The 13,225-nt window shown below is 52.7% G+C and carries 12 protein-coding genes and 2 pseudogenes; 8 read left to right on the top strand and 6 right to left on the bottom strand.

Annotated features, from left to right (window positions below; genetic code table 11):
- Nucleotides 1-3: 3 nt before the first annotated feature.
- Entirely contained in the window at nucleotides 4-237 is a 234-nt protein-coding gene (locus ACTZWY_RS13490) for a DUF2188 domain-containing protein (protein WP_444791227.1), read from the bottom strand.
- A 141-nt stretch (nucleotides 238-378) separates the two neighbouring features.
- On the opposite strand from ACTZWY_RS13490, the gene ACTZWY_RS13485 reads away from it, so the two are divergent.
- On the top strand, nucleotides 379-702 hold the full coding sequence (locus ACTZWY_RS13485; protein ID WP_444791226.1) for a helix-turn-helix domain-containing protein: 324 nt from the start codon (nucleotides 379-381) through the stop codon (nucleotides 700-702).
- Entirely contained in the window at nucleotides 699-1,610 is a 912-nt protein-coding gene (locus ACTZWY_RS13480) for an ImmA/IrrE family metallo-endopeptidase (protein WP_444791225.1), read from the top strand. Before ACTZWY_RS13485 ends, ACTZWY_RS13480 begins: the two co-directional genes overlap by 4 nt.
- Before the next feature lie 319 nt (nucleotides 1,611-1,929).
- Here ACTZWY_RS13480 and ACTZWY_RS13475 read toward each other — a convergent pair.
- Nucleotides 1,930-2,429 (bottom strand): annotated as a pseudogene (locus ACTZWY_RS13475) (nucleotidyl transferase AbiEii/AbiGii toxin family protein); the annotation flags it as partial.
- Nucleotides 2,422-2,938 (bottom strand): annotated as a pseudogene (locus tag ACTZWY_RS13470) (ISKra4 family transposase); the annotation flags it as partial. The pseudogenes ACTZWY_RS13475 and ACTZWY_RS13470, both read right to left, overlap by 8 nt.
- A gap of 588 nt (nucleotides 2,939-3,526) precedes the next feature.
- Here ACTZWY_RS13470 and ACTZWY_RS13465 point away from each other — a divergent pair.
- From ACTZWY_RS13465 to ACTZWY_RS13450, 4 genes are all read left to right on the top strand, one after another.
- Nucleotides 3,527-4,555: a TRAP transporter substrate-binding protein gene (locus ACTZWY_RS13465; protein ID WP_444791224.1), complete on the top strand. Its 1,029-nt coding sequence runs from the start codon at nucleotides 3,527-3,529 to the stop codon at nucleotides 4,553-4,555.
- A 72-nt stretch (nucleotides 4,556-4,627) separates the two neighbouring features.
- Nucleotides 4,628-5,659, top strand: a complete 1,032-nt coding sequence (locus tag ACTZWY_RS13460) for a TRAP transporter small permease subunit (RefSeq protein WP_444791223.1) — start codon at nucleotides 4,628-4,630, stop codon at nucleotides 5,657-5,659.
- 78 nt (nucleotides 5,660-5,737) lie between these two features.
- The gene (locus tag ACTZWY_RS13455) at nucleotides 5,738-7,123 is read left to right on the top strand and encodes a TRAP transporter large permease (RefSeq protein WP_444791222.1); all 1,386 of its coding nucleotides are present in this window, start codon (nucleotides 5,738-5,740) and stop codon (nucleotides 7,121-7,123) included.
- A gap of 16 nt (nucleotides 7,124-7,139) precedes the next feature.
- Nucleotides 7,140-8,027 carry an IclR family transcriptional regulator gene (locus tag ACTZWY_RS13450; RefSeq protein WP_444791221.1) on the top strand — a complete coding sequence of 296 codons (888 nt, stop codon included), beginning with the start codon at nucleotides 7,140-7,142 and terminating at the stop codon, nucleotides 8,025-8,027.
- A 54-nt stretch (nucleotides 8,028-8,081) separates the two neighbouring features.
- Here ACTZWY_RS13450 and ACTZWY_RS13445 read toward each other — a convergent pair whose 3' ends face one another.
- The 3 genes from ACTZWY_RS13445 to ACTZWY_RS13435 all read right to left on the bottom strand — a co-directional run bounded on the left by ACTZWY_RS13445 (nucleotide 8,082) and on the right by ACTZWY_RS13435 (nucleotide 10,859).
- Nucleotides 8,082-9,386 (bottom strand): 3-hydroxyacyl-CoA dehydrogenase family protein, encoded by a 1,305-nt coding sequence (locus ACTZWY_RS13445; protein ID WP_444791220.1) that lies wholly within the window; start codon nucleotides 9,384-9,386, stop codon nucleotides 8,082-8,084.
- A 65-nt stretch (nucleotides 9,387-9,451) separates the two neighbouring features.
- A complete protein-coding gene (locus tag ACTZWY_RS13440) occupies nucleotides 9,452-10,273 on the bottom strand; it encodes an IclR family transcriptional regulator (protein ID WP_444791219.1) in 822 nt (273 codons plus the stop codon).
- A gap of 178 nt (nucleotides 10,274-10,451) precedes the next feature.
- Entirely contained in the window at nucleotides 10,452-10,859 is a 408-nt protein-coding gene (locus ACTZWY_RS13435; RefSeq protein ID WP_444791218.1) for a VOC family protein, read from the bottom strand.
- Between the two features lie 402 nt (nucleotides 10,860-11,261).
- Between ACTZWY_RS13435 and ACTZWY_RS13430 the strand changes: the two genes are divergently transcribed.
- Nucleotides 11,262-12,011 carry an FAS1-like dehydratase domain-containing protein gene (locus ACTZWY_RS13430; protein ID WP_444791217.1) on the top strand — a complete coding sequence of 250 codons (750 nt, stop codon included), beginning with the start codon at nucleotides 11,262-11,264 and terminating at the stop codon, nucleotides 12,009-12,011.
- Nucleotides 12,008-13,225 carry a CaiB/BaiF CoA transferase family protein gene (locus ACTZWY_RS13425; protein WP_444791216.1) on the top strand — a complete coding sequence of 406 codons (1,218 nt, stop codon included), beginning with the start codon at nucleotides 12,008-12,010 and terminating at the stop codon, nucleotides 13,223-13,225. Before ACTZWY_RS13430 ends, ACTZWY_RS13425 begins: the two co-directional genes overlap by 4 nt.

Genomic DNA, 13,225 nt, shown 5'->3' with positions numbered 1-13,225 from the left:
TGTTTAGCCTTTGGGCGGGAACGGGTCGCCACCGTGGCTATCGCTGCTGGCGATCCGTCCGTCGCGGTTGTAGATGCGCAGTTCGCTTTGTTGGTTGCGGCGGATTTCACGTCCGCGATCGACGGCGCTCTGCTTAGTGTCATGGTGGCTGCTGGCGCGTGATGCGCCGCCACGCTTAACATCCCATCCGCCTGCCGGATTCGGCGCGATGTGATGGGTCTTCGGTCCCTTGCTCATGTTTTCCCTGCCTCCTGTTAGTTGGGGGTTCAGGCATAAAAAGTATGTCTATTCCGAACACCATATATCTGTTGAAAGTCGGAAGTCAAGCATGTAAAGTATGCCTTTACCGAACAAAAAGATGATGGGAGAAGCCGCCACATGACCAACGGCCTGGGAGGAAAAATTCGCCGCTTACGGAAGGAACAAAAGCTTACGCTCGACAAACTCGCTGATCTCTCGGACTCCAGCAAAAGCTACATTTGGGAGCTGGAGAACAAGAATCCGCCGCGCCCATCGGCGGAAAAACTGACTAAAATTGCAGAAGTTCTTGGGGTTACTATTGAATATCTCCTCGATGAAAAGCAGACGATCACAGAGGAAGATGCGGTCGATGTTCAGTTCTATCGCGAGTACAGACACATGGATCCTGACACCAAAGAGAAAATCCGTGAGATGGTGAAGCTGTGGGGTAAGCCCGGATGACAAAGCCGAAGTCGCCACAACGATGGGCATACGACCTGACCATCATCTTGAACACTTTGGGTGGCGACGACCGCTTTCCGGTTAATGTTCGGGAGCTTGCGCAAGACTTTTCCAGGCAACGCTTTCCTGATGATCCGATAAGCCTTGTGCAGGGGCGCACGCTTCCTGGCTTTGAAGGCGCGCTCATCAAGGCTCCGCCCGGTGAAAAAGGCTGGGGTATCTTCTACAATTCCGACACTGCATCGGCTGGACGCATCAACTTTACGCTTGCCCATGAGTTCGGCCATTATCTCTTGCACAGACAGGATCATCCCGACGGCATCCGGTGCAGCACCGACGATATGGAGCGCTGGGACAGCCAGTACCGACAGATCGAGAAAGAGGCGAACGAGTTCGCAGCAAACCTCCTCATGCCGTTAGATGACTTTCGCAGACAGATTGCACCAAAAGCACAGCCCGATCTGGATGCCATTGGGGCTTGCGCTGATCGCTACGGCGTATCACTGATCGCAGCCACGCTACGTTGGCTGCAGTACACCGAGCGCCGCACCGTCCTTGTTAAGTCAATCGACGGCTTTATTCATTGGGCCTGGTCGAGCGATCCTGCTTTGCGTACAGGGGCCTACTTCAAAACATCTGGCCGACCGCCGATAGAGATACCCCGGTCCTCGATTCCGGCAATGGATGCCGAACTGGTTAGAAGGAAAGCAACGCGTGAACATGACGCCGGTATCTGGTTCAAGGAACCCTGCATCGAGCACGCACTGGTCTCGGAAGTTCACGATTTCGCACTTTCCCTACTCCACCTAGGTGACGCAGCGTCACGATTCGAGCTTTCTGAAGAGCCCGAGCAAGAGACATACGACCGGATGATTAGCCGCACACCCGGGTCCTCCTGGTTTGGGTAGAGCAGGTGCTCGAAACCTCCCTTTTCCTAACAAAGCTAAACTTCAACACCTGCATTTATCGGGACGGATATCCCGTGACGCTTTCGTTTGCCGATGATGTCGGCGAGACTTTAACGGTAATACAAGAGGTTAGTTCAAAACATTGTCGTTTCGGCATTATCTCTAGGCCGGCAAGCCGGACTCGCGGTTGTTCCCGGTTGGCATGGGAGAGGGAAAGCCTTCCCGTCGCTGCAACCCGCCTCTGGCGCTTTTCCGCTACCCTTCCAGCGGGGACACCCCGCAACGCCCCGGCGCCGGTTCGGTGCCGGCGAAGTCAGGATCAGCCAAATAATTTGGCGAGTGCGGCGCGCTGTGCGGCATGTTTACCGGCGTTCGTTCCATCAGCTTGCGGAGGTTGAGCAGCTTCCATTTGACGGCGGGCAGATCGGCCGTCTGCAGGCGGTCAATGGCCTCGAATTCAGGCGTGCCGTCATGCAGGCTAAGGAGAAAGCGCTTTGTGTTGTCATCGAGGCGCGACCGGATATCAGCGACCAGCCGTTTGCGGGTTTCCAGCAGTTCGCCGAGCGCGACGGGCGTCTTGGTCATGCCCTCGAATTGCTGCGCATAGGGCTGATCTAGATCGATCAGGTTCGGGTTTAGAAGTTCATGCGCAGGGTGCGGTGAGCTTGCGACATAGATCAGGAAGGTGCGGAACAGATCGCCTGTCAGCCCTTCGTTCTCGTAGAGCAGCTTGACGTAATAGAGATCGCGCGGGTGCTGGCGATCAACCGCTGCGTGGAGCTTGCCGCCGAACAGGTCTTCGAACGAGACGATCTGCATCTACCGTCAACAGACGGCCTGGTTTCCATCCAAAGCCTGACAGCTCCTCTCGCATACGGCTGCCTGGCGATGCCGTCGCATTGGCGACCAAGCCAAATCGCCGACTCGTATTGCGGCTTTCAATCTTTCCGACCACAAGATCCAGGTGTCGCTGCTGATACTCTGGTCGACAGCGGATGTGGGCACCGTCCAGAAAAACCGTCAAACCGCCTTTGGGCAGTGCTTCAACGGGATCACCTGATGCCTTTCGACTTTTCTCGAGCCGTGGCTGCGTATTCCCAACCTGCCGCGCACCGTGGTGTGATGGGGCGGGTGGCAGGAGAGGAAGCTTTTGATCAGCCGCGCGGCTTCGCGAAAGGAATGCCGGGGCCCGAGTGCTGCGCATGGAGCCGCTGCAGCTCCAGGGTAGCCCGGTCAGGAAAGAAATAGGCCAACGGAGAAATAGGTCCGCCGGGTATCGCCGCCAACTTGGCATCGCAATAACAGCGGCACAAGCGCGCGGCTTTGACCCAAAACATCCAAAGGTATTGCGGCGGCAAAGTCCGTGGCAAGGCTTGTGACGCTAACCCTGAGAGCCGCGCGATATCAACTGCTGCCTCGGGTATGTCTTCGTGTTGAAGAAGGCCGCCCTCGCGGGTTGAGACGATCCGGCACTTCGAAAGATCGGGGTTGGCGACCTGTGGGCGTTGCTCGTCAACGGGCATGACCATGTGAAAGTCGTACGCTCCTGCGCTTTTCATCAGGTCGACTTCGGGCACCTTTGCCAGTTCGGTGGCCAGGGTGCGGATGGCCATGTCTCGCACTTAGCCCATTCACAGCATTCACTAATCAAGATGTGGGCTCGACCTGCATAGCAAAACCTTTGGCTTTTCGCTTCAGTGCGATCATTCTAGCATTGTTCCTCATGAGTTTCATATAAACAACATTGACATCGTATATGAAACTGTTAAGCAGAGGTTGCTCGTCGACGCAGGCGAGTGGGAGGCTAGCGTCGTTAATGCACGGAGCCGAATGGCGGCACAGATTTTTCTGGAGTCGCTCATGGGATAATCGAGTGAGAACGCCGCGGTCAGAAACAGAGACATGGGAGGATCAATATGAAGAACTTTATTGCCGTGACGACGATGACTGGTATCCTGTTTGCAGGTAATGCAAGCGCTCAGGAGACTTGGAATCTACAGTCGACATATCCTGGAGCGCTTATTCAGCTTGGGCCGCTGGGGCATCGTATTGCAGATCAAATCGGGCATATCACTGATGGCCAGATCACCGTCAATTTCCAAGAACCGGGCGCAATCGTTCCAGCTCTCGAGGTCTTCGATGCCGTTGGCACCGGCGCGATTGAGGCAGGATGGTCAACTCCCGGATTTTGGGCGGGACGTGTACCTGCCCTACAGCTAATGTCGGCTGTGCCATTCGGACCTGAGGCAGGCGAGTATCTAGCTTGGATCAAATTCGGCGGTGGCCAGGAGTTGTTTGATGAGCTCTATGAGCCCCACAACATAAAGTCACTTTTCTGTGGTATCATCGCCCCTGAAGCAGCCGGCTGGTTCCGTGAACCAATCGAAACGGTCGAGGATTTCCGCGGACTCAGGATGCGCTTCTTGGGCTTAGGAGCGCGCGTTATGGAGAAGCTAGGTGTATCGACCCAACTTCTGGCCGGTGGAGATGTCTTTCCAGCGTTGGAGTTGGGAACATTGGACGCTGCGGAATTCTCGATGCCAGCTATCGATCTCAGTCTCGGGTTCTATCAAGTTGCAAACTACTATTACTTCCCGGGCTGGCACCAGCAAGCTACGTTTCTGGAGTTAATGATTAATTTGGACCTTTGGGAGAGTCTCGATGACGCGACGCAAATGAAGATCTCTACCGTTTGTGACGCGAACATCACCTATGGATTAGCAGAAGGTGAGGCGCTTCAAGTGGACGCCTTAAACGAGTTGAGGGAGCGGGGCGTCAGCATTGAGACTTATTCGGATGAGATACTCGATGCTCTTAGGGCCGCGTGGGAAGAGGTCGTTGAGGAAGAGTCTGCCCGGGATGCAGACTTCGCGCGCGTGTATGAGAGCTATTCAGAGTTCCGTGAGGGTTATGCGATCTGGCGCGACTTGGGATACCTGCGCTAACCTAGCGATCGAAAGTATGATGCGGGACCGCACGCCGACTTGGGCGTGCGGTTAGAAGCCTTGGGAGGTCACATGCTTCGCTTTATAGGAACATTCGCTGCAATCGTAGCTCTCGTCGCGACATTTATAATCGTCATTTTGCCATTTTCCGCGTTTGCGGTGTTGCCGACGCTGGGGGTCGTTCTCGGAGCATTGTTTGTCGCAGCGATCATGCGCGCCGAGCCTGCTACCTATGCTGCTGCATCGCTGCTCAGTTGGTTTGGGTTACTTTTTGCGGGACCATTCAGCATTACTGACCGAGAACTCAATACACTACGCCGCGCAGCTGGACGCGGAGATGAAGCAGCAGAACGTCTTATCGCCTACTTCGAAGTGTTCGTACCTTACAATTCGTACATACTGGTGGCAATGACATCCTTCATAGCTGGCCTATTCATATACCGAATGGGTGTAGGGGAAGGCCGCTACACGCGTCTTTTGCGCGCAAGCGACGGGATTTCGGGGCTGTTGGGTAAAATAGGATTGGCATCTGCCGTTATTCTGCTTCCATTGCTAATTGCCTCAATCATGTACGATGTGATTCAACGCAAACTTATTACGCTATATCCCGAATTCACCTTCACTGTCTGGTATAGGACAATAAGCGCTGCTAGGGTTCAAGAGTTCGAATGGCATCTGCATTCTGCACTTTTTCTACTTTGTCTTGGATATGCGTATACAAAAGATTTTCATGTTCGTATCGAGCTCCTGCGCGAGAACATGACCCCGCGCACACGAGCGAAGATTGAACTGGCCGGGTGCATCCTGTTCATGGTCCCATATTGCTATGTGGTGATGAAATACGGCACCGAAAACGCACTCAGATCATATTCGGTCGGGGAGAGATCTGCTGCACAGACGGGTCTTGATCATCGGTTCTTGATCAAGAGTATGTTACCTGCAGGATTCGCACTGATCGCACTGGGGGGAATGTCTGTCGCAATGCGATGCGTCGTATTTTTATGGGGGCCACCCTCACTCAGGCGCGATTCCGGTACATATGCACATTCCTACCTTCACCCCGCTGACCCGGCGAACGACATGCCGCCATCTGCTCACCCCTAACCCTAGTGTCATGCGCATGCAGCCCCTCGCGGTTTGTCGTGTGGCTTCGGGTTAGACTGTTCGCAAGGAACAACTTCCATGGACATTCTAGTAACCTACCTCCCATTGGTGATGTTCGCCACACTCGCGATTCTGGCTTTCACCGGGTACCCAATTGCATTTGTGCTGGGCGGTGTGGCTTTGCTCTTTGCAGTCTTGGGTGACACTTTAGGATCCTTCCGGCTGAGCCAGTTAACACTCATTCCTCTCCGAATCTACGGCAGCACCATGGAAAGCCTTGTGCTTGTCGCAATCCCGATGTTCATTTTTATGGGCACGATGCTGGAGAAGTCGGGCGCGGCAAAAGATCTGCTTCATGCACTGCAGGTAATGTTTCGCAAAACCCCTGGTGGACTTGCTCTTGCCGTGACGTTAGTAGGCACGATCATGGCCGCTACCACCGGTATCATTGGTGCCTCCGTGGTAATGGTCACTATGATGGCACTTCCTGTCATGATGCGTGCGAACTATAACATCCCATTGGCGACCGGCACGATAGCAGCATCAGGGACCCTCGGAGTGCTAGTACCTCCTTCAATTATGCTTGTAATTATGGCAGATTTGATGGCTGTCCCAGCGGGGACCTTGTTTATTGCAGCCTTTATTCCAGGTCTTTTCTTGGCGGCGCTATATTTTATTTATATCCTTGTAGTTTGTGGTTTCTGGCCCCATCTCGCTCCACCGATGTCCAGCGACATTAAACCCCCCACCCGAAATGCCTTTTGGATGATGGTGATACGCAGCTTTGTGCCGCCTACGTTTTTGATCCTCTGTGTGCTTGGTTCCATCCTTTTAGGATTTGCGACTCCCACAGAGGCTTCTGGAGTAGGCGCCTTTGGATCAATTTTGCTTGCTGCATTCAATCGAAAACTAAGCTGGATAAATTTTGTCGATGTTTGCAAACGCACTGCTCTTACGACCGGGATGATTTTTGGGATATTTGTTGGAGCAACGGCTTTTGCTTTTGTATTCAAGTCTACTGGTGGTGACAGCCTCATCATTAACTTCATTGAGCATATGAACGTTGGTCCTTGGTCTATATTGTTTGTTCTAATGGGAACAATTTTCATACTAGGGTTCTTTTTTGATTGGGTTGAAATAACGCTAATAATCCTTCCAATATTCGCGCCCATCATCACTCTACTGGATTTTGGGGGACATATTGGAACGTGGCAAGGTGTCTCGAACCCAATTATGATCTGGTTTCTTATTCTTGTGGCGATGAACCTGCAGACCAGTTTTTTGACTCCTCCTTTTGGACTGGCACTGTTCTTCATGAAAGGGGCTGCTCCTCCTGAAATTCGGATTCAAGAGATGTACAAGGGCAGCATTCCATTTGTCGGGCTGCAAATGTTCGGCCTTCTGATGTGTATGCTGTTCCCTTCGATCGTACTGTGGTTGCCGAGCTATGTTCTAGGGGGTTAGGAATGGCGAAACCTACTTGGGTAGAAACGATAAATCGCCTGCGATCGGTGAATTCTTCGGTTCAGAAAAGTTGAATGGTTTTGGGGAAAAGCACATGACGTCACGTGAAATTGTTGGTATCTCTCCAGATACCGAAGGCCGTGCTTACGCAGCACCAGCCCTCGAAAAGGGTTTGGACATATTGGAGCTGCTCAGCCATCGAGAGGACGGTCTTTCCCAGAAAGATATAGCACGGGAGTTGGGCCGCAGTGTTGGTGAAATCTATCGGATGTTGAGCTGCCTCGTCGGGCGGAACTATGTATCACTCGATGATGAAGTCTATGCTCTGACAACCAAGTTGTATGAGTTGGCACATCGTCACCCTCCGACAGAGCGCCTGATTTTCGAGGCCGCGCCCATTATGCAGTCACTATCCAGTCAGTTACAGCAAGCTTGCCACCTGACCGTTTACAGCGCGGGCAACCAAGTCGTAATCGCCAAGCAGGACGCACCAAGCGGCATTGGGTTTGCAGTACAGGTCGGTGCCCAGATCGAAGTGCCACAATCCGCTTCTGGTCGGGTGCTCGTCGCCTTCCAGAAGGAAGAAGTTCGGCATGTGCGGGTTACCGAATGCATGGAGGGAAAGTCTCCCAAAGACTGCGCCACATTTGAAGCAGTGATCGCAGACGTTGCAAGCAAGGGCTTTGCGTCCATGAAAAGCGAACAGTATAGAGGGGTTCAGGCCGTTAGTTTCCCCATTCTTAATTCGAGGCAAAATGCTTTGGCTGCGCTGACGGTTCCATACCTCGAGCGGCTCGATCTTGAAGGTCGGACGACAGTTGGAGATGTTGAGCGGGAGTTGGCGAAAGCTGCACAAAAGCTGACGGCGAGAATTGGCGGACGGTCTCGTGAGGGCGCAGGTTAGTAACTTCTCGCCCACCGTGGGCAGTGGCCCTTTTTCCGCTGATTGCATCATCAATTAGGCCTTGCAGTCAGCTAAGCGCAACATGGCTGAGGAAGGCGGTTCGATGAGTCCTAAATCGTTGAATTCTTTAAGGCGCCCCACAACCTTTGAAAGGCCATAATTAGTACCAAAAACAAGCAAACCACCCTTTTCGCGTGGGAATCCATAGCCATGAACTTGAACAAGATCTATGTCGCATTGTTGCGCGGCGATTCCCTCTTGAAGAATTTTCGCTGCCTCGTCCAGCATGCAGAAAAGTATAGTTTCGACAATGACCTCGTCAGGCCATGTAGCCGTGTGAGTTTTGGCTTCGGTCCTTGCTTCATCGATAGCCCGCTGAACCTTTTCAGGAACACCAGGTTTTCTTGATGAGCCGTCGTAGTCATACCAACCTGCACCGGATTTTTGTCCAAGGCGCCCCGCAGAAAACAAGCGATCAGAAATTGGTCCGAAGGCGAGTTGACCGCGTTCTCTGGCTGCAATTCTTTGATGCGCGGCAATGTCGAGACCAGCAAGATCCTGCACCTCAAATGGACCCATCTTCATCCCAAATGTTCTGAGCGCGGCATCCACTTGCTCGGGCAATGCACCGAAGAGTAATACTCGTTCGGCCTGCTGCCGCATCGTTTTCAGAATGCGATTTCCAATGAATCCCTCACAAATACCAGACTTTACTGGAATTTTTCGACAGGCACCAACTATCTGGAAGGCGGTGGCCAGGGTTTGGTCAGATGTATCTCTTGTTGGGATCACCTCGACAAGCTTCATGATGTTTGCTGGGCTGAAGAAGTGTAATCCGATACAACGTTCCGAGTGGGAAACACCGGAGAAGATGCTCGTAGGGTCCAAGTAAGATGTGTTTGTGGCGAGGATAGCTGTTTCCCTGCAAACTTGATCAAGTTCATCAAAAACACGTCGCTTGACGTCCAGATTTTCGTATACGGCTTCGATCACGAGATCAGACTCATTTAAGACATCGTACTGTGGAGCCACTCCAAAGGATGCTAGACGCGTCGAATGAGTATCATGATCGATCCGGCCCGAACCCAGATCTTTTGAGAGTATGTCCAGAACCCGTTGCCGCCCAGCATTTGCGGCAGCCTCGTCACGCTCAACGATCTGTACCAAATAACCTGCATTCAGCATGGCGACTGCGATTCCAGCGCCCATGGTGCCACCCCCGACAATGCCGACGCGGCGGACCGAATTAAACATAGCTCTTTGTCTCTGTCCGTACGAAACAGCTTCCGTTTCGCAGCGTTCAAGCGCCTGAAGCGCCATAGCCTTTTCTTCGGGAGACCAGTCAAACACTGTTTTCATAGAGATGCGTTCCAATGGCGATGCGTATTTGTTTACAGAGGATTGGCGTTCCTGGCTGTGCGGCGCTATCTGATCAGCCGGTTAAGCTTTTCCGCACTTTCCCGCAATCGTTCCTCAACGTCGTTCTTGCTCGGCGCGGGGGTGGTGTCCAAACGCGGCACCATTGGAACGGTTAAGGCCGCGATTGCGTGGCGATCCATGTCAAGGATAGGGAAAGAGATCGCATGTACACCCTCATATTGACGGCTCTTTATCGATGCGAAACCCTTTACGGCGACTTCGTGCAAATCTTTGCGAAATGCCTTGATCTCGGAGGCAGGTAGGCCTGCAAAGCTCTCGCGGATACGAATTTCTGTCGTTTCAGCAGGCTGAAATGCAACGAGGACTCTACCGGATGCCGATGGGGCAATTGCAATTTCGGCTCCACTGCGAACATTGAAACCAATACCACTAGGGGTATTCATAGACGCTATGACTGTTTGTGATCCATTATTATAGACTCGCAAATCGCAGGCAAACCCCACACTGTGCGAAAGCTCCTGCATAATTGGCAAGGCAGCCGTAACAAGCCTGTCTGTAGGTGGATGGATCCTCGAAAGCTGGAAAAGTTTTGTGGTGATGGAGTATTTATCACCCTCGTGCGAGATATATTTTCGACGCTCTAGGCAGTTCACCATGCGGTAAAGTTCGCTTGTGCTCCGCCCAAGTAAGGACGCAATTTCCTTTTGCGTCAGTCCTTCACTGCTCTTGCAAAGCACTTCAAGAATGTCGAGGCCTTTTTCCAGAGCTGGTGCTGAGTAGCCAGCGTTTTGAGCTTTGGGCGTCAACTTCGTCGACTCCATGACGTCGCGCGTATTCTCTTCAACCTTTTTTCTACTCGTCGTCATAAGGGCTCCCGTCCAGTGCGATCGGCCAAATTGTTCACGCTAGTATTGTTGCATGCAGGGCATGCTGATCATTTCAGTATTTGGCCGCTATCAATTTGAGACGATCAGCCGACAACGACGATACGGTTGGCGCAGGGCTCCAATGCGCAAACACGGACTCTACTAATTGAACACCAGACTAGCAGCCGATCTGGTGTACCTCGATGATCGTGCCCGAAGGATCCTGAAAGAACACTTGATACCACCCAGCCATGGCCCAAGTGCCATAATCTGAGAATGGCACGCCCAACTCGTTCAAGCGCTCCTTGAACGCTTCGATATCGTCGGTACGGAAGGCGATGTGCCCCCGCTCGAGAGGATTGACGGCGTGACCTGTACGATGTGCGACACCAAGGTCGGTGGTGGCAAGGTGAAATTCGGTGTTTCCGTCTGATAAAAAGGCAACTCCGCCGTCATAGCCCTGGCCGGTATCTTGCTCATGCTCATCATCTTCTACGCCGTTAAAGTTGAACACGTCGCGGTAAAAGCGTTCGAGTTCAGGAACATCCCTAGAGCAGATGTTGATGTGGTGAAGTTCGATTTTCATTGTTTTCCTCAGTTGGTTCAGCAGCGAGTTTGGTAGCGGAATTCTGGGACAAGAGTTCTTAGTACTTCAGGTGCCCGAACAGCAGATTCATACACCTCAGTAACCCGAGCATAGCTAAGCGAGCTCTCATGGTATATTCACCAGTAAAAATAATAATTGTCAAGCAAAAACATCTCACCTAAAGAGTGCACAAAAAAGAAGGTTAAAATGCAGCATTTATTAACAAAAACTGGGCATTCAAACACCTGCTTGCTTTGCACTATTTTTTGATTTATAGGTAAATAGTAAAATTCATATACCGAACTCATTTGGGGGGATTCGCAGATGCAACTTTCAGGTTCCGGGGCCCAAAAGGAGCAACCGGACAACTGTAGTGTGGGTATGGTTCGCCGAGTCGCCGCTATGCTGAACCTCAAGCCCACTTCCTTCGGCAGCGGCGATTCGCTCCCCTTTGGCTGGCATTTCTTTCTTCTGGGGGGAGCGACGCCCCGAACCGAACTCCGGAAAGACGGCTTTCCAGGTTTCGGTGTCCCAATGCCAGATATGTCTCTTCCGCGCCTCTTGTTGGGTGGCAGGGCTGTTGAATGCCAAGGCGCTATAAAGGTCGGCTCCTCCATCCGGCGGACAAGCCGTCTTGCCAAAATCCGGGAAAAGGAAGCACCGACTGGAAAAATGGCCATCGTCGAGATTGAGAACATAATCAAAGAAGTCGATGGCTCGGCGACAATCAGAGAGACACAGACATACCTATTGCTTGAGGCCGCTTCGGGGGCGGTGGCGCCACCACCTGAAATGTCAAGCATTCAAGCTGAGTTCATCAAGAAAGTCACGCCTGACGACACGCTGCTATTCCAGTATTCGGCGCTTGGCTTTAATAGCCACAAAATTCACTTGGATCGGGCCTATGCGCAGGAAGTCGAGGGGCTACCTGACCTCGTGGTGAACGGTGGGCTTGTGACTCTACTTGTTACCGAAGCAATGCGAATCGACCTTGGCCTACGACAAGCGGCACTCACTACGCGGCACATTGCACCTCTGTATGTGAACCGCGAACTCACAATTGCTGCAGACCGGTCTGATCAGGGATGGTATGTGCGCGTATACGATCACTCCATGGCTTTGGCGGCGACTATGGAGATATCTTGCGCATGAGCTTTGCCCCGCTCCATAAACTAAAGGTTCTTGACCTCACCAGCGTCGTAGTAGGCCCTGTGGCTACGTGGCGTCTTGGACAGTACGGCGCGACTGTCATCAAGGTCGAAAGTCCCGACCGAGACCTAATGCGTGGGCTCGGAGGCCAATCTCCGACTGGTGAACACTCCGGGACTTATCTGCATCTTAACCGCGGTAAGCAAAATATTTGCCTTGATTTGAAGAACCCAGCTGCACGCCCGATCATTGACCGACTGATCAGCTGGGCTGATGTTATAGTTGCCAATATGAGGCCACAAGCATTGGTGCGTCTGGAATTGGATGCCAAAACAATCCACTCCCGGCACCCTGAGAAGATCTACTGTCTCCTGACGGGTTATGGCACCAATGGGCCGTATGGTGGCTTTCCAACATATGATAGCGTGGTACAGGGGGCGACAGGCATGGCTGGCCTGATGCAGGCGCGCGACGGGGCGCCAAGCTATATACCCATGCTGGTTTGCGATCACGTCGTTGGCGAGATTGCATCAGGTGTAATTATGGCAGCAGTGCTCAGTCAGCGGGAAACGGGACGCGGTGTGTTTCTTGAAATCCCGATGTTTGAAACAATGGCTGCTTTCGTCCTGCAAGAACATCTGGCACAGCAGAGTTTCCAGCCTGCGGTTGGCCCGGCAGGTGATCAACGCTTGCTCAGCCCACATAATAAGCCAGTTCGGACGAAGGATGGATTTATCTCGTTCACGATAAATACCGACACACAGGTGCGAAGTTTTCTTATTGCTACGGGCCGTTCCGAACTCGCAGATGATCCCAGGTTCAACTCAGTCGCAGCCCGTGCGGACAACGTTTCAGAGTGGTTCGAAGTGCGCGGCGCGCCGCTGACTGAGAGGACTTCTAAAGAGTGGATCGCGATTTTGCGGGCATCAGACCTTGCAGTCATGCCGTGCCATACTCTCCAAACCTTGCCAGAGGATCAGCATCTTAAGGCCGTCAATCTAATTTCCTACGAAGACCATCCAACCGAAGGCCGAACGGCGGCAATCCGCACATCGGTGCGCGTCGATGGGGAAAGTCTGGACCAACGTTCGCCTGCGGCGCCCTGCGGGTGGAATTCAGAAGAAGTGCTTCACATGCTGGGCTTCGACGTAGCTGAAATTCGAGGTCTGTTTGAAAGTCGCGCCACCCAAACCTCTAAATCCAAAGGAAGTCGATAA

Origin of the sequence: Roseinatronobacter sp. NSM, assembly GCF_052379845.1 — a bacterium.
In the GTDB taxonomy this organism is placed as follows: domain Bacteria; phylum Pseudomonadota; class Alphaproteobacteria; order Rhodobacterales; family Rhodobacteraceae; genus Roseinatronobacter.
The sequence above is the reverse complement of the archived record's forward strand: the minus strand, read 5'-3'. Positions and strand labels throughout refer to the sequence as shown.

What these genes read in the sequence shown, in the direction of transcription:
- ACTZWY_RS13490 (WP_444791227.1), bottom strand. Translation starts at nt 237, where the DNA reads ATGAGCAAGGGACCGAAGACCCATCACATCGCGCCGAATCCGGCAGGC.
- ACTZWY_RS13485 (WP_444791226.1), top strand. Translation starts at nt 379, where the DNA reads ATGACCAACGGCCTGGGAGGAAAAATTCGCCGCTTACGGAAGGAACAA.
- ACTZWY_RS13480 (WP_444791225.1), top strand. Translation starts at nt 699, where the DNA reads ATGACAAAGCCGAAGTCGCCACAACGATGGGCATACGACCTGACCATC.
- ACTZWY_RS13465 (WP_444791224.1), top strand. Translation starts at nt 3,527, where the DNA reads ATGAAGAACTTTATTGCCGTGACGACGATGACTGGTATCCTGTTTGCA.
- ACTZWY_RS13460 (WP_444791223.1), top strand. Translation starts at nt 4,628, where the DNA reads ATGCTTCGCTTTATAGGAACATTCGCTGCAATCGTAGCTCTCGTCGCG.
- ACTZWY_RS13455 (WP_444791222.1), top strand. Translation starts at nt 5,738, where the DNA reads ATGGACATTCTAGTAACCTACCTCCCATTGGTGATGTTCGCCACACTC.
- ACTZWY_RS13445 (WP_444791220.1), bottom strand. Translation starts at nt 9,386, where the DNA reads ATGAAAACAGTGTTTGACTGGTCTCCCGAAGAAAAGGCTATGGCGCTT.
- ACTZWY_RS13440 (WP_444791219.1), bottom strand. Translation starts at nt 10,273, where the DNA reads ATGACGACGAGTAGAAAAAAGGTTGAAGAGAATACGCGCGACGTCATG.
- ACTZWY_RS13435 (WP_444791218.1), bottom strand. Translation starts at nt 10,859, where the DNA reads ATGAAAATCGAACTTCACCACATCAACATCTGCTCTAGGGATGTTCCT.
- ACTZWY_RS13430 (WP_444791217.1), top strand. Translation starts at nt 11,262, where the DNA reads ATGCTGAACCTCAAGCCCACTTCCTTCGGCAGCGGCGATTCGCTCCCC.
- ACTZWY_RS13425 (WP_444791216.1), top strand. Translation starts at nt 12,008, where the DNA reads ATGAGCTTTGCCCCGCTCCATAAACTAAAGGTTCTTGACCTCACCAGC.